Source organism: Pseudoclavibacter sp. AY1F1 (assembly GCF_002931075.1).
Taxonomy (GTDB): Bacteria; Actinomycetota; Actinomycetes; order Actinomycetales; family Microbacteriaceae; genus Pseudoclavibacter.
In genome coordinates, this window is sequence record NZ_PSTQ01000009.1 from 52,820 (window position 1) to 75,828 (window position 23,009).

Below are 23,009 nucleotides of genomic sequence, written 5' to 3' on the forward strand. Positions count from 1 at the left end.
CTCCAGCCTGACCCGGCGGAGCTGGCTGCGACGAGCCTCGACGGCGAGCTGCATCGACACCACAGGAGATTCCATGACCGACTCGCAAGCACTCGCTTCAGCAGCCGAGGGCCACCACGACCGAATCGAGCAGCTCCTCTCCGCGATGAGCCGCGAGGAGAAGCTCGCGCAGCTGCAGATTCGGTACCACCCGGACCCAGAGCGCGCGAAAGAGCTCGTTCGCGGCGGCATCGGCTCCGTGTTCTGGCCCGGCAACGTCCCCCAGACGAATGAACTCCAGCGCATCGCGCGCGAGGAGACCGCACACGGCATTCCGCTGCTCATGGGTCTGGACGTGATCCACGGCATCAGGACGATCTTCCCGATCCCGCTCGCGTCCGCAGCCAGCTTCGACCCAGCGGTTGCCGAGACCGATGCACGGGTCTCCGCGGAGGAGGCCAGGTCTGGTGGCATCAACTTGACCTTCGCTCCCATGATCGATGTCTCACGGGACCCGCGCTGGGGCCGCGTCGCCGAGGGATTCGGCGAGGACACCTATCTGACGACAGTCCTCGGCACCGCCAAGGTGCGGGGTTACCAAGGTGAGAGCCTCGCGGCACCGACATCGATCGCGGCCTGCGCGAAGCACTTCGTCGCCTACGGACAAGGCGAGGGCGGTCGCGACTACAACGCCGTCGACACATCCTGGTACCGGTTGCGCAACGTCTACCTCGAACCGTTCCGCGCGGTCGTCGAAGCCGGCGTCGGCTCGGTGATGGCGTCCCTCAACTCGGTCTCCGGCCGTCCGATGCACGCGAACCCGGAGCTCCTGACCGGCGTACTGAAGGAGGAGTGGGGCTTCGACGGACCTGTGGTCGGCGACGCGGACGCCGTCCTGAACCTCGTGAACCACGGGGTGGCCGAGGACGAGCACGACGCGCTCGTGCTGTCCCTGGCTTCCGGACTCGACATCGAGATGGGAGGCCACGTCGTCGCGGCCGACGGCACGACGTCGATCCTTCCGGGTGAGTTGACGGATGAGCGAATCGATGACGCGGTGCGTCGGGTGCTGCAGCTGAAGGTGCGACTCGGGCTCTTCGAGAACCCGTACGTGGATGCCGCTGCGGAGCTCGACGCGCCGACGCAGCAGAGCAGGAGCGCGGCCCTGCGCGCGGCGGAGCGCTCGATAGTGCTACTCAAGAACGAGGGCGGATTGCTCCCGGTCAAGCCCGCGCAGCGCAAGGTCCTCGTCGTGGGACCGTACGCAGACTCCACGGACCACAACGGGGCGTGGGTCATGTCGTTCGGCTTCGAGACCACCTCCACGATCAACGCCGCGCTCCGGGACCTCCTCCCCGACTCCGAGATCACATCATGCGAAGGAGCGACCTTCTTCGGCAGCAACCCCGCCCTCCAGGAGGAGGCGAGGGCTGCCGCTGCGGACAAGGACTTCATCATCGTCACCGTCGGAGAGCCGAGCGCACTCTCGGGCGAGGCGAGTTCTCGCAGCGACCTTCGTCTCCCTGGCGACCAGGAGGCGCTCATCCACGCCATCGCGGACACTGGAGTGCCGTTCGCGGTGGTCCTCGCGAACGGGCGGCCCCTCGTGACGAGCGACTGGATAGCCCGCGCTCCTGCGGTGCTGGAGGCATGGCATCTCGGGACCGAAGCCCCCGCGGCCATTGCGAACGTTCTGAGCGGTGCCGTGAACCCGGCTGGTCGCCTTCCCATGTCCTTCCCGCGCGCATCCGGTCAGATCCCCATCTACTACGACCACGAGAACACCGGGCGTCCGGCCAGCGTCGGTGGAACGCTCGATCAGGAAGAGATCGACATCGGCGTCGTCGGACCGAACAACCTCGACGACCGGTTCACGTCCAAATACCGAGACCTCGAACTCGGCCCGGAATTCGAGTTCGGGCATGGCCTGAGCTACACCGATTTCCAGCACGCGGAGCTCACCGTGGAACCCCGCTCGCTGGCACTCGACGCGCTCCGCGACGGCGAGCTGTTCACTGTGTCGGTCGCCGTCAGCAATATCGGCGACCGTCAGGGCGACGAGGTCGTGCAGCTGTACGTACGTGACGCGGTCGCGACACTGGCGCGCCCCGTGCGCCAGCTTCGCGGTTTCTCTCGCGTCGCACTCGAGGCGGGCGCGAGCGAAAACGTGACCTTCTCGGTCGGCTGGGAGGACCTCGGCTTCTGGCACGGAACCGAACGTGACGGAGATTTCGCAGCGGAGCCCGGCACCTTCGAGCTCCATGTCGGCCCACGACTGGACGCGACGACTGAGCTGACGGTCGAGGTCACCAGATGAATGCGATCCTCCGGCAGTACCAGGACCCGCCCACCTCGTACCGTCTCGACGACGCAGTCACCTTCTTCCCCGGCGCCGTGTACGCCTCGGTGCCGGGGTTCCGGTCGCTGCAGCTCGACCTCTGGGTTCCCGAGTCCTCGTCCCCCGTTCCCACCGTGGTGTGGATCCACGGAGGAGCGTGGATGGTCGGCGACCGCCGCACCCTTCCCCCCTTCCTCGAACCTGACGAGCTGTTCGCAGCGCTGACCGACGCCGGAATGGCCGTCGCGAGCATCGAATACCGTCACGCGCTCGAAGCACCGTTTCCCGCCCAGCTTCACGATGCCAAGGCGGCTGTGCGATGGCTGCGATCCTTCGCGGGGACGCTCAACATCGACCCGGACGCGATCGCCGTCGCCGGCGAATCGGCGGGAGGACACCTCGCAAGCCTCGTAGCCCTCACCTCCGACGCGACGCACCTCGAAGGCGACGTCGGCGTCCGGATCGGCAGCAGCGCGGTGAGCTGCGCGGTGAGCTGGTTCGGAGTGAGCGATATCGAGAGCATCGTGCACCCGGAAACTCCCGCGAGCATCCTCGCGCAGCTGCCGGAGAACGCGCGAAAGCCTCCGCTTGAGATCCTCTTGAACGGCGCCGCTGTCGACGTGCGACGGGATGCGAGCCCCGTCACCCACGTCTCGCAGTCGACGCCACCGTTCTTCCTCGCCCATGGCACTGCCGACACCGTCGTTCCCTTCGAGCAGAGCACTCTGCTCCGGGACGCCCTCGAGCACGCCGGGGCTCCCGTGACCCTGATGACGGTTCCAGGCGCTGGGCATGGCTTCGATGCGTGCCCCGATGGGCCTGCGATCCTCGAGGCCACGGTCTCCTACCTCGCGGAGCACCTGGGAGCCTGACCGCGCGGGGTGGAACCACTCGAGGGTTTCACCCCGTGCGGGAGAGCGGCTGGCCTGGTTCAGGTTTACCCCTGCTGCTTCGACGGGCTCAGCCGCGATCGGCTGACAGACGCTGCAGCAACTCCCTGAGACCGTCGCGGCTGAGGAGCTGGTCGAGCGCGAGCTGCGTCGCCCCAGTCATCGCACCGTGCGGCCCGTTCACGACGGAAAGCTCGAGAACGCAGTCGGCGGTTGACCCCGACAACGTACGTGACGCGACGGCAGCTCTGATCGGCTCGAGGACCCAATCACCCGCTGCGGTCAGTCCTCCGCCGATGATGACGACCTCCGGAGCGAACAGCGCGATCATCGGCGCCAGACTGTGGCCGATGTGCTCCAGAGCCTGCGTCATGAGGGCCCGCGCGGCCGCGTCGCCGTCGTTCGCGGCGGCGGTGATATCGAGGGGCCGAATCCGCCCACTCTGCTCGCGGATCTGCCGGAGCAGCGGGCTCGCCCCCGCATCTGCCAGGGCCGCCCCATCCCTCGCGAGCGCCCAACCGCCGACGAGCGCCTCGAGGCATCCAGTTCGCCCGCATCGGCAGGCCACGTCCCGCGAGTCGGCGGCGCGGACGTGCCCGATCGAGCCTGCGAGCCCGTGCGTGCCACGGTGGATGCGCCCTTCGACGACGAGGGCGGCGGCGACGTCGTTGGTCGCGCCGAAGTAGAGAACGTTGCCGGATCGGGACGCTGCCGGGTTTGCTCGGAGCTCAGCCAGGGCGAGCAGGTTCGTGCGGTTGTCCACCCAGACTGGGACTTCCCAGCGCTCCTGCAGCCAGGCGCGGACCGGGTAGCCGGCCCAGCCATCGACGACAGGGGTGGCGATAGGCGTGCCGGTGTCGAAGTTGACCGGACCCGGCAGGCCCACTCCGATGCCGAGGAGGACTCCAGCGTTCGAGAGCTCTGCCAGGTGGTCGCTGATGATGCGGTCGACGGTCGACAGGAGGTGTTCGGGTTCGGCGGCGGGCTCGGTCGTGATCTCGCCGACCGCGATGATCGTTCCGCTCAGGTCTGCGGCACCGACGACGATGCCCCAGGAGAAGAAGTCGATGCCGATGACCAGCCCCACGGCTGAGTTGAGTGCGAGACGGTGAGCCGCCCGGCCGCCCGTCGAGGGCGCCAGCCCCAGGGAACGGAGCAGGCCCGCCCGTTCGAGCTCGGAGACTCGCTCGGCGACGACGCTGCGACCGAGTCCGGTCTGGCGGGCCGCCGCAGACTGGGTGATGCCTTCTTCAGCTCGCACCGCGGCGATCAGGGCGGCAAGGGTCGAGTACCGTTCTGCCATCCTGTTCCTCGCTTCTGCCGTCGAATTCGGGCCACCGCCCCACGAGCGGGGCAGCCTTCACGCCTCGCGGCGACTTCCGGCACTAGTCTGCCCCACCTCATGTCTGCGAACAGCGACAAACTCCGTGATCAGAACGGCGCGGCGTCCCTTCAGCCTTCTTGGTCAGTAGGACAGACCGAAACCCACGGGGTAGAGCGGGTTCTCGGTGTCCGAAGGCACGTCCGGTGAGCTCTTGAGCACCTCGCCCATCGAGCTCGGGAGCTCCATCGGGAGACGCCCCTCAGGCGTGATGCGCCCCGTGAGCGCATCAAGCAGCGCCGTGTGTGAAGCGCCGTAGTTCCCGACAATCGCGGTTGCGTGCGGCTCCAGTGGCGTCAGAATCGCGGCTCTGTCGAGGTACACATCGAGCACGACCGGAGTCGAGGCGGCGAGTTCGGTCACCCGATCGATCATCTCCTGGGGGTAGTCGAGACTGCCCTGATGCGTTCCCGCTTCTAGGAAGTACTCATTCCTCGGCTCGAACGCGGCGCCGATGCGCAGAATGGCAACGTCAGCAGCCTCAGGCCCGTCAGCCACCTCGAGACCATAGGCCGAGGCTGCCTCTGCATCCAGACCTTCCAGGTAGACCTTCGATCCCTGAGCCAGCGGCAGTGGGCCCTGGTTCTTGAGGACGGTGATCGAGCGAGCCTGCGCCCGTTGCCCCTCGGCAAGGAAGGCTGGCGATGCGACGGTGGCAATGGCTTCGTCGAGGTCGACGTGAGCCTGATCGAACAAGCCGAGCTCGAACTTGACCTTGAGAACTCGTCTCGCGGAGACGTCGATTCGGTCTTCGCTCAAGCGTCCATCCTGGACCAGTTTCAGGACTACATCCGTGGCGGTCTCTCCACCCAGCTGATCGATGCCGGCGTCGAACGCGCGAAGCACCCTGTCTTCCGGGCTGAGGTCTTCGACGCCCCAGGCCTTCGCGGGCCATTCAAGGCCTCCCACGCTGATGTCCGAGATGATGGCGAAGTCGGTCGTGACGACGCCGTCGTACCCCATGCGCTCCCGAAGCAGGCCGGTGATGAGCTCGCGATTGAAGGAGAACCCGACCTCCTCGACCGGCTTGCCGTCGAGGGTCAAGCCGACCGGCATGCCGTAGTAGGGCATCATGAACGGCGCGCCCGCCTCGATCGCCATCTCGAAGGGCTTCAAGTGGTCAGCGAATCGGCCGCCCGGGTAGACCTGCTCTTTCCCATACGGGAAGTGGGGGTCTTCGCCGTCCTTCTGCGGACCGCCGCCGGGGAAGTGCTTGGGCATGCAGGCCACACTGCTCGCACCGAGTTGAGAGCCCTGCATCCCTCGAATGAAGGCGGCACCGAACCGACCGACGAGGTCCGGGTCCTGGCCGAACGACTGCAGCTGACGTGCCCAGCGCGGATCAGTCACGAGGTCGAGCTGGGGGTGGATTGCACAGGAGATCCCGACGGCCCTGTACTCGGAACGGACGATGTCGCCGAATCGCTCGAAGAGTTCCTCGTCGCCGATAGCTGCGAGTCCCAAAAGCTCCGGCCACTTCGAGAGCCCTCCGGATGCGACGGTCATGCCCTCGGTGGCGGAGAATCCGTGACGCGGGTCGGAGGCGAACATGACTGGAATGCCGTGCTCACTCTCGGCGGCCAGGTCCTGGACGGCATTCTGCCAGCGGACCGCAGCTTCCGTCGACGGAAGCTCCCCGAGGGTGAAGTGCGTGATCTTCTTCCCTTCGACGAGGTCCCGAACGGAGCCCTCCCCGAAGCGCCCCGGACTGTCGTGATCGCCCGGCTCCCCGATCGTGATCACCGTGCAGAAGAGCAGGCCGACCTTCTCCTCGAGGGAGAGGCGAGGCACGAGATCGTCCGCGCGCTGATCAGCTGTCAGGCTCGGGTCTCTGTACGGCAGTTGCTCCTGACCGATGGGGTCGTGGTGGGTGTTCTCGCCTTTACCTGGGGTCACGGCAGCTCCGATCTCTGGTTGCCGTCGGCATCGACGGCCTCATGAAACGTAGCACAACTTAGGTGCGTTACGAACATAAGTCTCGGGTGCGGCGTCCGAGCTAGAGGGCCAGTCGTTCGAGTTGGTCGCGATGAGCCAGGGGGCTGCCCGAGTGAAGCCAGTGGACCAACGCCGTCGGGTTGAGAATCGAGTCGAGGGCAAGCGCCCCAGCCCCGGGCATGCCACGGTCGTCGGCACTGGACGCGCGCACTGAGAGATGAGCCGTGATCAGCTCAGCCCCGCGCGCCTGGATAGCGTCACGCAGCGCCTTGAGGAAGGACTCCTCGACCTGCGTTCCGGCAGCGAGGACACCTCCACCCAGAACGACTTCCCCGGGGTTGGTGAACACGACCAGGTCCGCCACGAGGCTGCCGACAGCCTGAGCCGCTCGCTCCAGGACGCTCACGACGAGGGCGTCACCCGATTGCGCGGCCTCTCCGATGTCAACGAGGTCGAGTGGACGAGCACGAAGGATTTCGGCCAGCAGCGGGCTTGCGTCGACTCGTCGTGTGACTTCATCGAGCACCGCCCACCCCGCAGCCAGAGCCTCGAGGCAGCCCACTTTGCCGCATCGACACGGCAGCGGTTCAGTCGTTGCGCGAAGGTGCCCGATCGACCCGGCTGCCCCCCGTTCCCCTCGCAGTACTCGACCGTCGACCATCAACCCAGCCCCCACATCCATGCCCACCTCGATGAAGAGCATGTCCCGCTTGGAGCGCGGCGGCCTGTGCCACTCTCCAAGCGCCATGAGGTGCACGTGGTTGTCAACCCAGACCGGGGCGTCGAGGCGGCCGCGGAGCCACGCCCGCGGACTGAACCCGTCCCAGCCTGGCATGACGGATGGACCGACGAGGCGCCCCGTGGAGAACTCGACGGGCCCGGGCACTCCGACCGCGATCGACCACGGGCCTGCCCCGTTATCCGGAGCGCCTACCTCTTGGAGCAGACCAGCTACTCGCTGCATCGTCGCTTCAGGACCGAGCTCCACGTCCCACGTGCAGCTGACAGCCTCGACGATTGCGCCGCTGAGGTCGACCCTGGCCACGTCTATCTCGGTCGAGCCAATCATGACCCCCACGACGTAGCCGACCCCGGGGTTCACCTCGAGGGTCCGAACCGGGCGCCCGCCTGTCGAGGCGACGAGCCCGCCGTCTCTTACGAGGCCCCATGCAGTCAGGGCTTCCACCCGCTGGGTGACAGCCTTCCGGCCGAGACCGCTGACAGCGACGAGGCTAGGCCGGGTGGCGGCCGTCCCCTTTCGGATCAAGTCGAAGAGGGCCGCGGTTGGGGCGGCCTCGAAGTCCTGCATCGGGACGGTTCCATTGGCTTCAGGCGGGAGGAGCATCAGACGGGGACCCTTCCATGATCAGCCAGAAGCTGACATTGGAGCAGGCTACACGGAACGCGCCCAACAACCCGTCTCGGCGGCGGAGCCTGTCCTTACCAGCGTCAGCAGCTCTGTTGAAGAGTTGTCGCAAAACTCCTCGTCTCAAGACCGTGGGCTTCGCAACGACCCTGGCGGCGGTGAAGGTAGGTGGCCATGCTGCGGGCAGGACGCCCCGCGTGAGGATTGAAGGACGCCTTGGGCAGATGCTAGGAGGGTATCGCTTACTCCCCCTGCCACGCTCGACGGGCGGAACTCTAGGGTTTTACGGCACTCGGGTCTCGTCCTCGCGTGGTCCTTGGGAGGAAGCGCACGAGCGCGATCATGCCCACGAGCTCGACGAGCGTTTGCATCACGATGACCACCGGAGCCAGCGCGAGCGCGGGTGGCAGTGCGAGCGCGAGCGGCAGGACGACGAGGGAGTTGCGAGTGGCACCGCTGAACGCCAGAGCTCGGGTCGCGGGAACGTCGAGGCGGAAGACTCGCCCGGCCAGGAAGCCAACGAACACCATGATCACGAGGAACGCGACATAGATCGGCACGAGCATGAGCAGCTGCGGCCCGGCAGCACCAACCGCTCGGGCTTGGGACGCCACGACCGTGAAGAGGGTCGCCATCATGAGCGGCACCATCAGGTTCAGCATGGTGCGCTCGATCACCTTGCCGCTGCGGTGTCGTTTCGCGAGGAGCTGGACGAGGGCTGCGGCACCGAGAGGCACCACGATCAGCAGCAGGAAGGCGCGCACGAACGGGCCGATTTCCACCACGGCCACCCCATCCGGGCCGAGGAAGATCAGCAGGTAGAGCGGCAGGAGCAGCATCTGCGCGAGCATCAGCATTGGGGCTGCCGCCAGCAGTCGGTCGGCCGCGCCGCCCGCGAGGCCGGCGAACACGATCACGTAGTCGATGCACGGCGTGAGGAGCACGAGCAGCACCCCGAACAGCAACGCGGGCTGGTCCGCCACGAACCGCGACAGTCCGTAGGCGATGACCGGCACGATCACGAAGTTCACCACTCCCACGGCCCCGAGGAAACGCCCATCGCGAAGTGACCTGCCGATGGCAGCGAACGGGACGCCCAGGAACGTCGCGAACAGCAGCAGCGCGAGCACCGGTTCGATCGCGAGCTCGAGGTGGTGCGCCCCGGGGGCAAGGAGACCGAGCGCGCCGCCAGCGGCAATCGCCGCGAGGTACAGGACGATCTGGTGGCGCTCCAGGAGTGCGACGAGGCGCGTCACGAGGTGGAGTTTGAAATGCGGTGAATGGGCACGACCCGACGGTAAACGTTCGACCCGCTCGAAGGTCAAACCCGCTCCACGCTCGTAAGCTCCCGGCATGCGTATCTCCGAGGTCAGCAGGCGGAGCGGGATCAGCGCGACCGCGCTGCGCTACTACGAGAGCATCGGCCTCGTCACACCGCACCGCTCCAGCAACGGCTACCGGGACTACGACGCCACCACCCTGCACCGACTCGATCTCATCGAGGCAAGCAAAGAGCTCGGACTCCCCCTCGCGGACATCAGCAGACACCTCGCTTCCCTAGAGGTCGACTCCTGCACCGACGTGCGCGAGCAGCTGCGGCCGCTCCTCGCTGAGCGGGTGCGGCAGATCGATGAGAAGCGGGCACGGCTGGACGAGCTCCGAGCGAGACTCACGGCCGCCAGTCATGGCCTTGTTGAGTGTCCTGACCGCGACGACAGATGCTCTACGGAGTGCATCTTCCGCACCTACGACGAGAGGGCTGGGACCTGCTCCACTCCCTCGGAGTGAGACATGTCAAACCATGGGATGCGGAACACCAACAAGGGCCCACCTTGTCGCGGGGGTGTTCGCGCCAGTGGGTTGCTCTGCCAGGCTCCCTATCGAGTCTCGTCAAGACTCGCCACGTACGCCTTGATCCAGTGAAGATCAGGGTGAACGCGCTTCACATTGCGACGTGTAGGCGGCAACCCCAGGCTCGTCCGGACGCAGCAGCTCTCGGAGTCGGAGGCGGGCGCGCTGATACCGACCGCGAGCGGTCGACTCACGAACCCCGAGGATGTTGGCGGCCTGAGGCAGCGTGAAGCCGTCCCAGAGGATCAGGCGCACGAGCTCACCTTGATTGGCCGGCAGACGGTCGAGCGCCTCACGCACTTCCAGCGCTGCAGGGTCGGCAGCCTCCGGCTGCGCCTCGAGTTGCTGGCGCAGCCTCAGAGTCAGGTCCGTGCGCCGGACCGAGCCGCGAGCCGCGTTCGCCAGGAGTCGCCGCGCGACCCCGAAGAGCCACATCCGCGCCTGCTCGGGGTCTGATGGCATGCGGTCGATGCGTCGCCAGGCGACGACAAACGTCTCGCTGAGTAGGTCAGCGGCGTCGGCCGGGACGCTCACCCGCCTCCCGAAGTAGCTGAGCAGATCAGCCGCGTTCGCATCATGGAGCGCCTCGAGCGTCGCCTCCCGGTCATCGCGCCCCTGCCTGCGGATCACTCGCCACTCCCGGACGTACTGGCTTCGCACTGGCCCGCCATCTCGAGCGACACTCCACCATCGAGGAAACCGGCATCCTCGAACACGCGCAGTATCTCATCGCCCATGAGAGAGCTCGCGACGACGCCGTGGTCCACGTCGGGGACGTCCGCCCCGGCCCCACCTCCGGTTCCGATTCGCTCTTCGGAAGCTTGGCGCTCGTCCTGCTCCGCTACAAGCGCGGCTTCGACGTCTTCTGGAGCGATCGACGCGACAACCGGACCCCAGTCATAGTCGGCCAGGAACTCGCGCGCCGTCTCGGTTCGCTCATCCACTTCGGCATCCGAGAGCCCGCCACCGTACTCCGGGACGACGCGCGCGACGACCGTGCAGAGACCGAGATCACTGCCCGCGTCGAGCTCGAACGTGCGCTGCGCGGCGGCATCCGGGACCCACCCGACCCAACTCAGCAGGCCCGGTCCGGCGACCGCCGCCGTCGTCCCGACGCCCAGTAGCCCGACGCTCAGGAACGCGACTCCGAGACCCGTGCGCAACCGCGAGCGTCGCGGCCGTCGCTCAGCCGCGACAGCCTGCGCGAGGGCGCGCGCCTCAGCCGCGTTCGTGGTGTCAGATCCAAGCGCCGGCGGCGCAGCTCGGCGCACCAATCCGTCGATGTCGTCCATGTCGGTCCTCCTCAGTGGTTGCCCTTCACTGTGAACATGTCCGGATACGCCGCCTTCTTAACGTGGCATGCGGAATCTGCTTCCGCGCATTCGGCAGGGCGGTTCGGGATGCTCGACGCGACCAGCCGCAGTTCAACCCCTGGTTGGCATCCGCTCGAACCCGTCGTCCGTAGCGTCGAGGGCACAACGCATCCGCTGGGAGAAGGAGCACGACGCCATGACGATCGAAGTCGACGGCCTGACCAAGAAGTATGGGGACAAGCATGCGGTGCGGGATGTGAGCTTCACTGTCCAACCGGGCAAGGTCACGGGGTTCCTGGGCCCGAACGGAGCCGGCAAGTCCACGACGATGCGCTCCGTCGTCGGGCTCGACCGCCCCACCTCCGGGCGCGCGCTCATCGATGGCAGCGAGTACCGAGCATTCGCGGCGCCGCTGCGCGAGGTCGGCGCCCTGCTCGACGCGAAAGCGGCGCACAGGTCCCGCACAGCGCTGAACTACCTCACCTCGATCGCGGCGACGCACCGGATTCCGCGCTCGCGCGTCGCTGAGGTGCTCGAGGCCACTGGCCTCAGCTCGGTCGCCCGGAAGAAGGTCGGCGGGTTCTCCCTCGGCATGGGTCAGCGCCTGGGCATCGCCGCAGCCCTCCTCGGCGACCCTGGCACGCTCATCCTCGACGAGCCCGTCAACGGCCTCGACCCCGAGGGCGTGACCTGGGTGCGCGAACTGCTGGCTCGACTGGCATCCGAGGGGCGAACGGTCTTCCTCTCCTCGCACCTGCTGAGCGAGCTCGCGCTCATCGCTGACCACGTGATCATCATCGGCCGCGGTGAGATCATCGCCGATTCACCACTCAGCTCCCTCACCGATCAAGGGGGCAGCCGCGTCCGCGTGCGAACGTCGGACGCCCGAACGCTCACCCATCGACTCACGACCACGGGCGTGACGGTCGCATCGAACGAACCCGGCCTGTTGGAGGTCGAAGGCCTCACCGCCGAGCAGATCGCCCGCGCCGCCCACGAGGCGGGAGTGCTGCTCACCGAGTTGACGCCGCTGCGCCAGACCCTCGAAGAGGCCTACAACCACCTCACCCGCGACTCCGTCGAGTACGCCTCGGCCTGATCCCGCTTCCCCCGCGAAAGGACCCTCATGAGCACCACCACCGACACCACCCGCAGCGTGCGCCAGGTCCGCGTGCGCAAGGTCAGCTTGGGTGGCGCTGTCGTCTCCGAATGGATCAAGTTCCGGGGACTGGCGTCGAACCACGCCCTCGCAGGACTCACGGCCCTGCTCCTGGTCGCCAACGGAGTCGCGATGCCCTGGGCTTACGTCTTCCGCGACCGTGGCTCACCCCAGGCTGACTACGACGCGTACCCCGAGATGATCGTCGACAAGACCGGCTACGTCGGCATCATCCTGGCTGTGCTCGCGGTGCTGATGATCACGAACGAGTACCGCTCCGGGCAGATCAGCACCACGCTGCTCTCGGTTCCGCGACGGACGCCGGTGCTCGTCGCGAAGGGCGCGATCGTCGCGGGCATCGCCTTCGTGATCGGAGCAGCCAGCTCGGCAATCGGGTTCGCGGTCGCCCCGACGGTCCTCGCCGGTGGCGGGTACAGCTACGTCCTGGGCACCCCAGCCCTGCTCCGCCTCGTCAGCGGCTCCGGGCTGTACCTCGCCGCCATCGGCATCATCGGTCTTGCGATCGGTGCGATCATCCGCAACGTCATCGCCGCAGTGCTCGCGACGATCACGTTCCTCCTCATCGTGCCCGTGATCCCGCAGATGTTCACCGAGTTCGGCACTGAGATCACCCGCTTCTTCCCCATCCAAGCAGGCTCGCTGCTGCTCGCCCCCGTCGGCACGGACCCGATGGGCCCGTGGACTGGCTACGTCGTTCTGCTGACCTGGGCACTGGCGCTCTTCGCGGTCGCGATCATCCTGCTCAAGCGCCGCGACGCCTGAGCACTGAACTGAACAGGCAGCAGGGGACAATGTGAGAACAGTTCAGGATGGAGGTCAGAGCATGGGTGCTCGCGCTTCGGCCCCGGCAGTGAATGTGGCGGACGTCGAGCGCGTGCTCGGCACGCGGCTACCGCGCTGGCTTGCCGCCCATCCGAGGACGGTGGATGCGCTCATCGCCCTCATCTGCCTGTCAGCTCAAGCACTTGTGCTCGTCCTCCCCGGTGAGCAACCGCTGTGGCCAGGCCTGCTTCTCGCGATCCTCTCGTGTGGGCTGCTGCTGTGGCGGCGGGTTTCTCCGCGAGCGGTCCTCGTCGCAGTCGTGCTGGTGGGCGTGGCTGGCATGCTTCTGCCTGCCCCGGTTGCCCTGCTGGGTCTGCCCGTCACCGTCGGGCTCTACACGCTGGCCTCCGCGACGCCGACTGCGACTGCGCTCGTGGGGTACGCCATCGTCGTGGGTCTGCCCGCGCTCGGGGCGCTTCTGCTGTACGTGACGACGGGTGTGACCCATGCGCCGTCACTGCTGGACCCCCTGGCGCTGCTCGCTCTCGCTCTCGGCATCGCCGCTCGCGGCACCGCGCGCCGCCGAGAAGCCCTCACGGAATTGATGAACGAACGGCTCAGCACGGCGCGTGGCGTGGAACGGCAGCGCATCTCCGCGGAGATGCACGACATCGTCGCCCACTCGCTCTCGACGATGATCGCCCTCGCCGACGGCGCATCCAACGGCTGGCAGAAGCACCCGGAGCGGTCAGCGCTGGCACTCGACAGGCTCGGCGAGGTCGGTCGAAGCGCACTCGCCGACATGAACAGGATCTTGCACGTGCTCCGCGACGACGACGCGGTGCTGGGCGAGCGCCTGCACCGCTCGGGCCACAACGTCCCGGAGCTGGAGGAACTGGTCGAGGTCTTCCGAGATGCGGGTCTGCCCGTCGCACTCACCCGCTCTGGCGAGGCGATGCCCACGAATCCCGCACTGTCGACGACGGTGTATCGCATCGTTCAGGAGTCACTCACCAACGCGCTGCGCTACGCCGCAAGGGCCACTCGAATCGAGGTCAGCATTGACGTGACTGGGGGCACTGTCATGGTGCAGGTCGCTGACGACGGACGCGCAGATCCCCGCGGGGGCCGAGTCCCGAGCCAGGGCAGTGGCCGGGGGCTGCTCGGTGTCGCCGAGCGTGCCGCGGCGTTCGGCGGCGTCAGCTCGGCTGGCCCACGACCGGGCGGCGGCTGGGTGACGACAGCCACTCTGCGGATCGACGGAGACGCACGCGCATGACCGAGATCAGTTCGCCGAAGATCAGAGCCCTCCTCGTCGACGACCAGGAGCTCGTTCGGATGGGCACGGCGCTGACCCTGGACTCGGCCGATGACATCGAGGTCGTCGGTGAAGCGGCCACGGGTGAGGAGGCGATCCGCCGCACCCGCGAGCTCAAGCCTGATGTCGTGCTGATGGATGTGCGGATGCCCGGCATGGGCGGTGTGGAGGCGACCAGGATCATCACCACCGCTCACCCGAGCACGCGGGTGCTCGTGCTCACCACCTTCGATATCGACGAGTACGCCTTCGGCGGTCTCGACGCCGGTGCAAGCGCCTTCCTCCTCAAGAGCACACCGCCGGATCGGCTCCGGGAGGCCGTGAGGACGGTTCATTCGGGCGAAGCCGTGGTCGAGCCCCGGATCACGAAGCAGCTGATAGACCACTACGCCTCCGGAGGCTCGCATCTGCACCCTGAGAGCCCTGCGAGCCCCGTGGACGACGACCCGAGCCATCCGCTCGACCCGCTCAGCCCGCGCGAGCTCGAGGTGTTCGCGTGCGTGGTCGCCGGACTCTCCAACGGTGAGATCTGCGAGACGCTCCACCTCTCCCCCGCCACGGTGAAGACGCACGTGAACCGCATCTTCGCCAAGCTGCACGTCCGCGACCGAGTTCATGCGGTCATCCTCGGGCACGAGCTGAAAAGGCGACGGTAGGGGGCGGGGGCAGCACGGACAGCTAGCGAGAAACGATCGCCCCCGGTGGTATCGCCGGGTTGGGCCTCGCGTGTCCCAGAGCGACGCGTGCCGAGTCGGTGCTGGGCTTCGACGAGTGGCCGTTCGACGGGAAGCGGGTGATCGTGCTCACCTCGCGAACAACGGTCGAGGATGCGCGCGTGACGAGGGCCGCGTCCGTCGACGAGGCGACCCGCCTCCTCGAGGAGGGCGGAGCGGCGGAGGTGTACATCGACGGTGGCCGCACCATCCAGTCGTTCCTTCGCGCAGGCCTCGTCGACGAGATCACCCTGTCGGTCGCCCCCATCATTCTCGGCTCCGGACGATCACTCTTCGGCGCCCTCGACGCCGACGTACTCCTCACGGTCCGGGGCAGTCATGCCACCGAGGATGGCCTCGTCCGAACCACGTACGACGTGACGACCCGGTGAGATCAGCCACACGAGCCCGCACCGCCCATTCGTGGAACTGAGCAACGTTCACCGGCGCGTCACACCCCGTCCGTCGCTCCATCGCCGAACCGCCTCCGGTAGCTCGACGGGGTGCTCCCGAATGCGGCCGCGAAGTTCTGCCGCAGGGTGACGGGGCTCCCGAATCCGCAGGCCGCGGCGATCTGGTCGACCGATAGCTGACTGGTCTCGAGGAGGGTGCGCGCTTCGTCGAGGCGGCGCGAGCGCACCCAGGCAGCCGGCGTCGCCCCGGTCTCGTCGCGGAAGGCGCGCACGAAGGAGCGCTCGCTGAGGTGCGCGGCTTGGGCGAGGCGCGCCACGCTGAGCCCTTCGCCGAGGTGCTCGAGCGCGAACGCGCAGGCAGCCGCGACCGCTCCCCCACTCGAGTCGGCGGGCACCGGCCGCTCGATGTACTGCGCCTGCCCACCCTCCCGATGAGGGGCGACGACCAGGTGACGCGCGACGCGGTTCGCGACCGCCGACCCGAGCCGGGTGCGCACGATGTGGAGGCACGCGTCGATACCGGATGCGGTGCCCGCGGAGGTCATGACGTCCCCGTGGTCGAGGTACAGCGCGGACGGCTCCACCGATATCTCCGGGTGGCGTCGCGCGAGCTCCTCGGTGCTCTTCCAGTGCGTCACGGCGCTGCGCCCGGCCAGCAGGCCCGCGTCCGCGAGCGCGTTCGCGCCAAGGCAGAGACCCACGATGGGCACCGCTCGCGCGTGGCGTTCCTGCAGCAGCTTCGCGAGCGCCGGACTCGGCGCGACTCCATCCTTGATCCACGATGGCACCACGATGAGGTCAGCGTCTCGAGCTCTGTCGAGCCCCTCGATGCCACCGAGCGTGTAGCCCTCTGACGTCGTCACCGAACCTGCATCCTCGGAGAAGCCTGCATCCTCGGAGAAGAAGGACGTCTGCCACGGCGCCGCCCCACTGCGCGCGACCTCGTCGAACACCAGATGCGGCACCGAGAGATGAAACATCGAGGCCCCATCGAATGCGTAGACCGCGATCTTCACGTGCCCTCCTGCTCTTTGGCGTGAACTCATCGTAAACCTGCATTCCCGCCAATGGCGGCGCGCGCCTCGGCGGCAGAACATGGAAGCACGGCGCGTGCCGTCACCAACGTCTGGAGCAGAAGATCATGACCTCCCCTCGCAGAGCCCTCACCCTCGTCGACGTGCAGCAGCAGTACTTCTCGGGCCCACTCGAGATCCAGTTCCCGCCGCTGGCCGAGTCCCTGCCCAACATCGCGGCCGCCATCGACTCGGCCACCGAGTCCGGCATCCCGGTCGCGGCGATTCAGCACACGGCGGGCGACCAGGCGCCCGTCTTCAACCCGACGACGCCCGAGTTCGCACTGCACCCCGAGGTGGAGCAGCGTCGGCAGCCCGAGTGGAAGAGCGTCGTCAAGCAGTTCGGCTCGGTATTCGCTGACACGGATCTGCTCCCCTGGCTGCGAGAGCAGGACGTCGACACGATCACCCTCGTCGGCTACATGACCAACAACTGCATCATCGCCTCGGCGGTCGAAGCGGAGGCGCACGGGATCGCCGTCGAGGTACTCTCGGACGCGACCGGCGCCATCAACATCGCGAACAGCGCCGGTTTCGCCCCGGCCAAGACGGTCCACACCACGCTCATGGCCTTGCTGCAGTCGAACTTCGCGGCCGTCTCGACCACCGACAACTGGACGCAGGCGCTCGCCGACGGCCAGCCGCTCGCGAAAGACAACCTCGCCAAGTCGGCGATGTACGGCGCAGAGCTCGTCGCTCGCGGGTAGATTTCGATGGTGGATGCACCCAGGACGACCTCACGGCGGGCGGTGTTCCTCGACATCGACGGCACCCTGACGACAGACCTCGGCGAGGTGCCGGAGTCGGCGCACACCGCCATCAAGGAGGCGCAGGCCAACGGGCACCTGGTCTTCCTCGCGACGGGGCGCAGCCCGCTGGAGATCGACCCGCGGGTGGAGGCGGTCGGCTTCGATGGCATGGTGGCGGGCGCCGGCGCGTACGTCCTCTACGAAGGCGCGTGGATCGTCGACAAGCACCTCAGCGAGATCGAGGCGACCGCCCTCACGCGCGCCCTCGACGAGCTCGGAGTCGACTACAGCCTGCAGGGCCGGCACGCCATGCACACGACGGTGGGGCACCGGTCGCGGATGCGGCGCATCCTGACCCAGCTCGGGTTCACCGACTTGGAGGAGTCGGGGCTGAGGCATCACGTCATCGACTCGGGCCCGCTGGAGCTCGACCGGACTGCGAAGGTCGTGTTCAGCAGCGACGACCAGACGACGTTCGACCGGGTTCAGGCGCGCCTCGGCACCGAGTACGCGATCGTCGGCGGCACCATGCCCGGCCTCGGCACGGGTGGCGGCGAGATCTCCATGCTCGGGGTGCACAAGGCGGCGGCCATCGAGGCACTGCTGCCCTCGCTCGGACTCGGCATCGAGGACGCGATCGCCGTCGGCGACAGCGGCAACGACCTCGAGATGCTGCTCGCCTGCGGTGTCGGCGTGGCGATGGGGAACGCGACGCCCGCCGCCAAGGAGGCGGCCGACTTCGTCACCTCGTCCGTGGACGACGACGGCCTGCACGCCGCGTTCGTGCGACTCGGGCTCATCGAGGGCAGCTAGCCAGCAGAGGTTGTCCCCCTCCTCAGAATCAAGCATCTCCGTGAATCCGGTGGCCCCGCAAAAGGGACACCAAGGACTGAGCGCGTCCTGCTTCCCGGTGGCGATCTCGTACTGTGGTGGGAAGTTGAAGGAGGGGCCAGATGGGCCGACCGAGTCTTGTGCACGAGCGACGCCCGCAGATCGTCGAGGCCGCGAAGCGAGTCATCGGCAAGTACGGGGTCGAGGGGGCGACACAGGAGCGCATAGCTTCCGAAGCTCAGCTGAGTCGGGCACACATCCGTCACTATGTCGGCAACCGCGACGAGCTCATCCAACTCGTCTGGAACTCGACGATGGAACCGTACGCACAAGAGATGCACGAACGCGTGCAGGCCGCGCACACCGGTCTTGGCCTCGCAGGAGTGCTCGACTTCCTCTTCGGCACCGGCGTCGAAGCGAGTCCAGACGATGCCGTCTTCGACGCGTTCCTGGCTTGGTCCCAGCACGACGAACGCGTCAGGGAACGCCTGCTCGACAGCTACGAGACAGTTGTCACCGAAGTCGCAACCGCGATCAGGGCGACGTATCCGAAGATGGACGTCGCCGAGAGCGAGGCGCTTGGCTACGCCATGCTCTGCCTCACCATCGGGTCCTCAAGCATGAGCGTGCTCCAGTTCCCCGCCAAGCAGACCGGCCGACTTCGGGATGTGGCGGCGTCCATGATCCACGCGGCGGCGACTGCCTGAGAGCCACGACCACCACCGGACCGGGACTCAGCTGCGGTCGGCGCTCGGGACCTCGAGGCTGCGGGTACCCTCGTCATCGCCCACCTCATCCTCCGAGCGAATCTGCGCGGGCAGACGGCGGAAGCCCTTCGTAGTGAAGCCGAGGTAGATCACTCCGATGATCAGCCAGGTGACGCCGAGCATCTTCGCTGAGGAATCGATGCTCACCCAGAGCGCGACATTGGTGGCGACGCCGATCAGCGGTAGGACGAGGTAGCGGATCACATCCGTCCCCGAACGCCGGCGCAGGCGAACGAAGTAGTGATTGATCACGGCGATGTTGACCATGATGAAGCCGGTGATGGCTCCGAAGCTCGTGAGCGAGGTCGCGCCGAGAAGGTTGTCGGTGAAGAACACGGCACCCATGGCCGCGACTGAGACGAGCACGATGTTGTTGACCGGGGTCCCGAATCGCGGCGAGAGCTTGCCGAAGAACCGCTTAGGGAGCAGACCGTCCCGGCCCATGCCGTAGAGCACACGTGAGACGGCGGCGACGGCGGCGATCGCGCAGAGGATGCTCGCGGCCTGATCAGCGACGAAGAACGTGATGTTCAGTGCTTCTCCCCCGATGCGCGGCAGGAGCTCGAAAATCCCTGTGTCGGGGTCCTCGAACTCGGCGTACCCGTTGGGCCACGCGATCTGCAGGAAGTAGGCGATCGTCGCGAAGCCCAACCCCGCACCGACGCACATGATCAGGATCGCGCGCGGAATCGTGACGGTCGGTTCGTGGGTTTCCTCCGCAAGCGTCGAGACCGCATCGAACCCGAGGAACGACACGGCGAGGATCGACGCCGCCCACATGACGTTCCCGAAGTTGAACGTAGCCGCGTTGTAGAGGGCTTCCGGCACGAAGAGGCCGCCCGCACCGCTGCCCTGCAGGACGTAGTTCACGATCAGGCCGATGAGCACCACAGCGAAGATGATCTGGGCCGAGACGACGGCGATGTTGAGTCGGCCCGAGATCTTGGCTCCGAGAATGTTCATGACTGCACCGAACGCAGCGGCGAGCACGACCCAGATTGCCGTCGGGATCGCGGGAACGTACTCCTCCATGTATATCCCGAACAGCAGGTAGCAGATCATCGGCAGCAGCATGTAGTCGAGCAGGAACACCCAGCCGGTCGCGAATCCGAGGTAGGGATGCACGCTCTTCTGCACGTAGGTGTACGCGGAGCCTGCGACCGGGAAGGCCTTCACCATCTGCGCGTACGAGTACGCGGTGAAGAACATGACGACCAGCGTGACGAGGTACGCGAGGGCCATCATGCCGCCGCTGAGCTCGGTGGCGATGCCGTAGAAGTTGAAGATGGCCGTCGGGGCGAGGTAGGCAAGCCCGAACGCCAGGAGGTGACGCAGCTTGAGTGATCGAACGAACTGGGTGGCTTGACTCACGGGTGCTCCTCTGGGGTCTCCGTCGACTGCATTGTCGAGCGGAGTGGAGCACGAAGCGTGCCCCTGACGAATAGATTACCAACATTGCTAATTTATGCCAGACTGCATTTCCAAGTTGTTACGTCTCTACCCGCAAGGAGCGCTCACGTGGACCTGACCCTGACGAACGGCAGATTCTTCACCGCCAACGAGGCCGCTCCATGGGCGAGTGGAGTCGTCATCCGTGACGGCAGGATCGCGGAGGTACTGGATAAGGACACCCCGGCGCCACCAGCGGGCGCGCATCAGATCCACGACCTGGGCGGACGACTCGTACTGCCCGGTCTGATCGATGCCCACACCCACCCCAGCGGCGTCGCGAAGAGCGCCTGGCACGTCTCCCTCCCGCAGACGGACGACGTGGATGCGATCCTCGCCTTCATCCGCAAACACGGCGAGCGGCACCCCAAGGAGGAGGCGCCGTACCTGTTCTTCGAGTACTACCCGAGCACGCTGTTCGCGGGAAGCGCCCCGACGAAGGAGCTCCTCGACTCGGCGATCAGCGACCGCCCCGTGCTCTGCCAGGACTTCAGCGACCACGCGCACTGGGTCAACTCGAAGATGCTCGAGCTGCTCGAGGTCGACGAGCACACGCCAGACCCCGTGCCTGGCCTCGAGATGTTCGTCCGTGACGCACACGGCGTGCCGACGGGGCACATCCTCGAGTTCGCGCACCTCCGCTTCATCGACCGCCTGTACGACTCCATCGGGTGGCGCCCACCAGAGGAGCTGACCGCCGAGAGCCTGAAGCCATTCTTCGACTTCATGACGCGGCACGGCGTCACGTCCCTCTTCGAGGCGCTCATCGAGGACGAGGATGTGCTCCCCGCGCTCCGCGAGCTCCACCGGCGCGGCGAACTGCACACCAGGTACGAAGGCGCGGTTCGATTCCGCACCCTCGCCGACCTCCCCGACGCGATCGAGCGAGCCCAGCGCCTCGACCGCGAGCACGGCACGGATCACATCCGCGTGCGCACGCTCAAGCTCTTCCTCGACGGCACGAACGAGAGCGGGAACAGCGCGGTCCTCGCTCCCCTGGTCCACAACGACTCTGGCAGCCTCGGCGAGATGCAGATCGAGACCGACGAACTGGTTAGCTGCCTGCTGCTGGCGAACGAGGCGGAGATCGACGTGCACATCCACATGGTCGGCGACCGCGCCTTCCGGGCTGGATGCGATGCCGTCGACGCCGCCAAGAAGTCGCTATCTGAGGCAGGCGAGGCCTGGCGGACCCAGGTGACGTTCGCCCACTGCGAGCTCATCGACCCGGCCGACATGCACCGACCTGCCGAGCTGGGCATCATCGTGAACTGGACGAACCACTGGTCCGCTGGGTACTTCGGCGAAGAAGCCAAGAGCTACCTCGGGGAGGAGCGCTGGAATCGGATGTACGACTTCCGAGGCATCCTGCAGGCCGGAGCCTCGATGACCTTCGCGAGCGACGTGGTGACGAACTACGAACTCCATCGCGGCAACCCGTTCTTCGGCATGCAGGTGGCAGCGACCCGGGTCGATCCGGAACTGCCGCTCGACCCCGATCGCTACCCGGGGAGTGTCCGGCCCAGCAGCGATTCGCGCTTCGATGTCACGGCGCTCCTGCGCGGGCACACCATCGAGGCGGCGCGGCAGCTCCGGATCGATGACCGGGTCGGGTCTCTCGAGGTCGGGAAGGACGCGAACCTCGTTGTCCTCGACAGGGACCTCTTCGACGTGGAGCTCGATCAGCTCGGTCAGGTGAGCCCGTCGGCGGTCCTGTTCGAAGGAGAGCTGGCCTTCGGTTCGCTCACCTAGGCACTCATCTCACTGCTCAGGGATGATCGAGGCCCCGAGACGCTCTTCAACCTGCGTCCAGACATGACGACCGAGCTCTGGACTGAGGCTCGTCGGCACCGGCGATGCGAGGATCGGTGTGCCGGTGGCTCCCGTGCGCGGTCCGAAATAGGCGTCAGCTGGAACCACGGGCGCAGTCATCGCCGCGATCACTGGCTGTGCAGCCACGTCCTTGCCCTGCGCGACCTTCGAGAACACCGGACCCATGACCGTCGCGAGTGCGCGGACAACCGCGGGTCGCTGATGCAGCGGTGGCCGATCCGGCGTCAGCGCGTCGATGGCGGAGCCGGGGTGGCTGACGATCGATCTGACCGGCGAGCCGCCCCCGATGAGCCGCCTGTCGAGCTCGAACCCCAGGATCTCTGCCGCGTGCTTCGAGGCTGCGTAGGCGACTCGAGGGCGATAGGAGCCCGGAGTAAGCCAATCCTCCGCATCGAACGGGATCTTCCTCGTGAGGAAACTGCCCGTGCTGACGACCCGCGCCGCAGGTGCGCGCATGAGCGCAGGGAAGCTCAACCGCAGGAACTCAAGGTGGGCGAGGACATTCACCCCGACAGTGGACTCCACCCCGAAGGGCCCTTCAACGTAGCTCGGGTGGGCGGCGATGACGCCGGCGTTCATCACGAGACCGTGCACGGGCTGGCCGGTGCCGACGCGCGATCCGGCCGCGCGAACGGATGCGAGGTCCGAGAGATCGAGTTCGAGGTGACGGTGGCGGCCGGGCTCCGGGAAGAGCGCAATCGCGGTCTGCGCCCGTTCCGCGGACCGGGCTGCCACGATGATCTGCGCGCCGAGGCGTGCGAGCCCTTCAGCGATGAAGAATCCGATGCCACTCGTGGCACCGGTGACAATGACCGACTGTCCTTCGAGTCGTGATGTGTTCACAGATACGGCTCTCTGCTGAGGCGCG

General features: G+C 67.0%; 21 protein-coding genes. 12 read left to right on the forward strand and 9 right to left on the reverse strand.

The features are described from left to right. The first annotated feature begins 73 nt into the window (after window positions 1–73). Window positions 74–2,296 (forward strand): glycoside hydrolase family 3 N-terminal domain-containing protein, encoded by a 2,223-nt coding sequence (locus C5B85_RS13485; protein WP_104286534.1) that lies wholly within the window; start codon window positions 74–76, stop codon window positions 2,294–2,296. Beyond that, a complete protein-coding gene (locus tag C5B85_RS13490; protein ID WP_104286535.1) occupies window positions 2,293–3,189 on the forward strand; it encodes an alpha/beta hydrolase in 897 nt (298 codons plus the stop codon). Before C5B85_RS13485 ends, C5B85_RS13490 begins: the two co-directional genes overlap by 4 nt. An 88-nt stretch (window positions 3,190–3,277) precedes the next feature. On the opposite strand, the gene C5B85_RS13495 is transcribed toward C5B85_RS13490, so the two are convergent. The 4 genes from C5B85_RS13495 to C5B85_RS13510 all read right to left on the reverse strand — a co-directional run bounded on the left by C5B85_RS13495 (window position 3,278) and on the right by C5B85_RS13510 (window position 9,145). Next, the gene (locus tag C5B85_RS13495) at window positions 3,278–4,510 is read right to left on the reverse strand and encodes an ROK family transcriptional regulator (RefSeq protein ID WP_104286536.1); all 1,233 of its coding nucleotides are present in this window, start codon (window positions 4,508–4,510) and stop codon (window positions 3,278–3,280) included. A gap of 162 nt (window positions 4,511–4,672) precedes the next feature. After that, window positions 4,673–6,484 (reverse strand): glycoside hydrolase family 3 protein, encoded by a 1,812-nt coding sequence (locus C5B85_RS13500; protein ID WP_104286537.1) that lies wholly within the window; start codon window positions 6,482–6,484, stop codon window positions 4,673–4,675. Window positions 6,485–6,584: 100 nt separating this feature from the next. Beyond that, window positions 6,585–7,868, reverse strand: a complete 1,284-nt coding sequence (locus tag C5B85_RS13505) for an ROK family protein (RefSeq protein ID WP_104286538.1) — start codon at window positions 7,866–7,868, stop codon at window positions 6,585–6,587. Between the two features lie 296 nt (window positions 7,869–8,164). Beyond that, complete coding sequence (locus tag C5B85_RS13510; RefSeq protein ID WP_258070799.1) at window positions 8,165–9,145, reverse strand: arsenic resistance protein; 981 nt, start codon at window positions 9,143–9,145, stop codon at window positions 8,165–8,167. A 97-nt stretch (window positions 9,146–9,242) separates the two neighbouring features. Between C5B85_RS13510 and C5B85_RS13515 the strand changes: the two genes are divergently transcribed. Beyond that, a complete protein-coding gene (locus C5B85_RS13515; protein ID WP_104286540.1) occupies window positions 9,243–9,677 on the forward strand; it encodes a MerR family transcriptional regulator in 435 nt (144 codons plus the stop codon). A 138-nt stretch (window positions 9,678–9,815) separates the two neighbouring features. Here the strand turns inward: C5B85_RS13515 and C5B85_RS13520 are convergent, their stop codons facing one another. Then, window positions 9,816–10,370 carry an RNA polymerase sigma factor gene (locus C5B85_RS13520; protein WP_258070800.1) on the reverse strand — a complete coding sequence of 185 codons (555 nt, stop codon included), beginning with the start codon at window positions 10,368–10,370 and terminating at the stop codon, window positions 9,816–9,818. Beyond that, window positions 10,367–11,032, reverse strand: coding sequence for a hypothetical protein (locus C5B85_RS13525; RefSeq protein ID WP_104286541.1), 666 nt, complete (start codon window positions 11,030–11,032; stop codon window positions 10,367–10,369). Before C5B85_RS13525 ends, C5B85_RS13520 begins: the two co-directional genes overlap by 4 nt. 217 nt (window positions 11,033–11,249) lie before the next feature. Here C5B85_RS13525 and C5B85_RS13530 point away from each other — a divergent pair, with 217 nt between their 5' ends. The 5 genes from C5B85_RS13530 (at window position 11,250) to C5B85_RS13550 (ending at window position 15,418) form a co-directional block, all read left to right on the forward strand. Then, window positions 11,250–12,152, forward strand: coding sequence for an ABC transporter ATP-binding protein (locus C5B85_RS13530; RefSeq protein ID WP_104286542.1), 903 nt, complete (start codon window positions 11,250–11,252; stop codon window positions 12,150–12,152). A gap of 27 nt (window positions 12,153–12,179) precedes the next feature. After that, the gene (locus C5B85_RS13535; RefSeq protein ID WP_104286543.1) at window positions 12,180–12,995 is read left to right on the forward strand and encodes a hypothetical protein; all 816 of its coding nucleotides are present in this window, start codon (window positions 12,180–12,182) and stop codon (window positions 12,993–12,995) included. Window positions 12,996–13,056: 61 nt separating this feature from the next. Further along, the gene (locus tag C5B85_RS13540; RefSeq protein WP_104286544.1) at window positions 13,057–14,274 is read left to right on the forward strand and encodes a sensor histidine kinase; all 1,218 of its coding nucleotides are present in this window, start codon (window positions 13,057–13,059) and stop codon (window positions 14,272–14,274) included. After that, entirely contained in the window at window positions 14,271–14,969 is a 699-nt protein-coding gene (locus tag C5B85_RS13545) for a response regulator transcription factor (protein WP_104286545.1), read from the forward strand. The genes C5B85_RS13540 and C5B85_RS13545 overlap by 4 nt, the downstream gene beginning before the upstream one ends. Before the next feature lie 143 nt (window positions 14,970–15,112). Then, window positions 15,113–15,418, forward strand: coding sequence for a dihydrofolate reductase family protein (locus tag C5B85_RS13550; RefSeq protein ID WP_258070801.1), 306 nt, complete (start codon window positions 15,113–15,115; stop codon window positions 15,416–15,418). 59 nt (window positions 15,419–15,477) lie between these two features. Here C5B85_RS13550 and C5B85_RS13555 read toward each other — a convergent pair whose 3' ends face one another. Further along, the gene (locus C5B85_RS13555) at window positions 15,478–16,455 is read right to left on the reverse strand and encodes a GlxA family transcriptional regulator (RefSeq protein WP_181064434.1); all 978 of its coding nucleotides are present in this window, start codon (window positions 16,453–16,455) and stop codon (window positions 15,478–15,480) included. A gap of 125 nt (window positions 16,456–16,580) precedes the next feature. Between C5B85_RS13555 and C5B85_RS13560 the strand changes: the two genes are divergently transcribed. From C5B85_RS13560 to C5B85_RS13570, 3 genes are all read left to right on the forward strand, one after another. Beyond that, complete coding sequence (locus tag C5B85_RS13560) at window positions 16,581–17,219, forward strand: isochorismatase family protein (protein WP_104286548.1); 639 nt, start codon at window positions 16,581–16,583, stop codon at window positions 17,217–17,219. Window positions 17,220–17,228: 9 nt separating this feature from the next. Then, window positions 17,229–18,074 (forward strand): HAD family hydrolase, encoded by an 846-nt coding sequence (locus C5B85_RS13565; protein WP_181064435.1) that lies wholly within the window; start codon window positions 17,229–17,231, stop codon window positions 18,072–18,074. A gap of 140 nt (window positions 18,075–18,214) precedes the next feature. Continuing rightward, window positions 18,215–18,799, forward strand: a complete 585-nt coding sequence (locus tag C5B85_RS13570; RefSeq protein ID WP_104286550.1) for a TetR/AcrR family transcriptional regulator — start codon at window positions 18,215–18,217, stop codon at window positions 18,797–18,799. Between the two features lie 27 nt (window positions 18,800–18,826). On the opposite strand, the gene C5B85_RS13575 is transcribed toward C5B85_RS13570, so the two are convergent. Continuing rightward, window positions 18,827–20,230, reverse strand: coding sequence for an APC family permease (locus C5B85_RS13575; protein WP_181064436.1), 1,404 nt, complete (start codon window positions 20,228–20,230; stop codon window positions 18,827–18,829). Between the two features lie 147 nt (window positions 20,231–20,377). On the opposite strand from C5B85_RS13575, the gene C5B85_RS13580 reads away from it, so the two are divergent. After that, window positions 20,378–22,060 (forward strand): amidohydrolase, encoded by a 1,683-nt coding sequence (locus tag C5B85_RS13580; protein WP_181064437.1) that lies wholly within the window; start codon window positions 20,378–20,380, stop codon window positions 22,058–22,060. Window positions 22,061–22,069: 9 nt separating this feature from the next. On the opposite strand, the gene C5B85_RS13585 is transcribed toward C5B85_RS13580, so the two are convergent. Next, window positions 22,070–22,984, reverse strand: coding sequence for an SDR family NAD(P)-dependent oxidoreductase (locus tag C5B85_RS13585; RefSeq protein ID WP_104286553.1), 915 nt, complete (start codon window positions 22,982–22,984; stop codon window positions 22,070–22,072). Window positions 22,985–23,009 lie beyond the last annotated feature (25 nt).

What these genes read in the sequence shown, in the direction of transcription:
- C5B85_RS13485 (WP_104286534.1), top strand. Translation starts at nt 74, where the DNA reads ATGACCGACTCGCAAGCACTCGCTTCAGCAGCCGAGGGCCACCACGAC.
- C5B85_RS13490 (WP_104286535.1), top strand. Translation starts at nt 2,293, where the DNA reads ATGAATGCGATCCTCCGGCAGTACCAGGACCCGCCCACCTCGTACCGT.
- C5B85_RS13495 (WP_104286536.1), bottom strand. Translation starts at nt 4,510, where the DNA reads ATGGCAGAACGGTACTCGACCCTTGCCGCCCTGATCGCCGCGGTGCGA.
- C5B85_RS13505 (WP_104286538.1), bottom strand. Translation starts at nt 7,868, where the DNA reads ATGCTCCTCCCGCCTGAAGCCAATGGAACCGTCCCGATGCAGGACTTC.
- C5B85_RS13515 (WP_104286540.1), top strand. Translation starts at nt 9,243, where the DNA reads ATGCGTATCTCCGAGGTCAGCAGGCGGAGCGGGATCAGCGCGACCGCG.
- C5B85_RS13525 (WP_104286541.1), bottom strand. Translation starts at nt 11,032, where the DNA reads ATGGACGACATCGACGGATTGGTGCGCCGAGCTGCGCCGCCGGCGCTT.
- C5B85_RS13530 (WP_104286542.1), top strand. Translation starts at nt 11,250, where the DNA reads ATGACGATCGAAGTCGACGGCCTGACCAAGAAGTATGGGGACAAGCAT.
- C5B85_RS13535 (WP_104286543.1), top strand. Translation starts at nt 12,180, where the DNA reads ATGAGCACCACCACCGACACCACCCGCAGCGTGCGCCAGGTCCGCGTG.
- C5B85_RS13540 (WP_104286544.1), top strand. Translation starts at nt 13,057, where the DNA reads ATGGGTGCTCGCGCTTCGGCCCCGGCAGTGAATGTGGCGGACGTCGAG.
- C5B85_RS13545 (WP_104286545.1), top strand. Translation starts at nt 14,271, where the DNA reads ATGACCGAGATCAGTTCGCCGAAGATCAGAGCCCTCCTCGTCGACGAC.
- C5B85_RS13560 (WP_104286548.1), top strand. Translation starts at nt 16,581, where the DNA reads ATGACCTCCCCTCGCAGAGCCCTCACCCTCGTCGACGTGCAGCAGCAG.
- C5B85_RS13570 (WP_104286550.1), top strand. Translation starts at nt 18,215, where the DNA reads ATGGGCCGACCGAGTCTTGTGCACGAGCGACGCCCGCAGATCGTCGAG.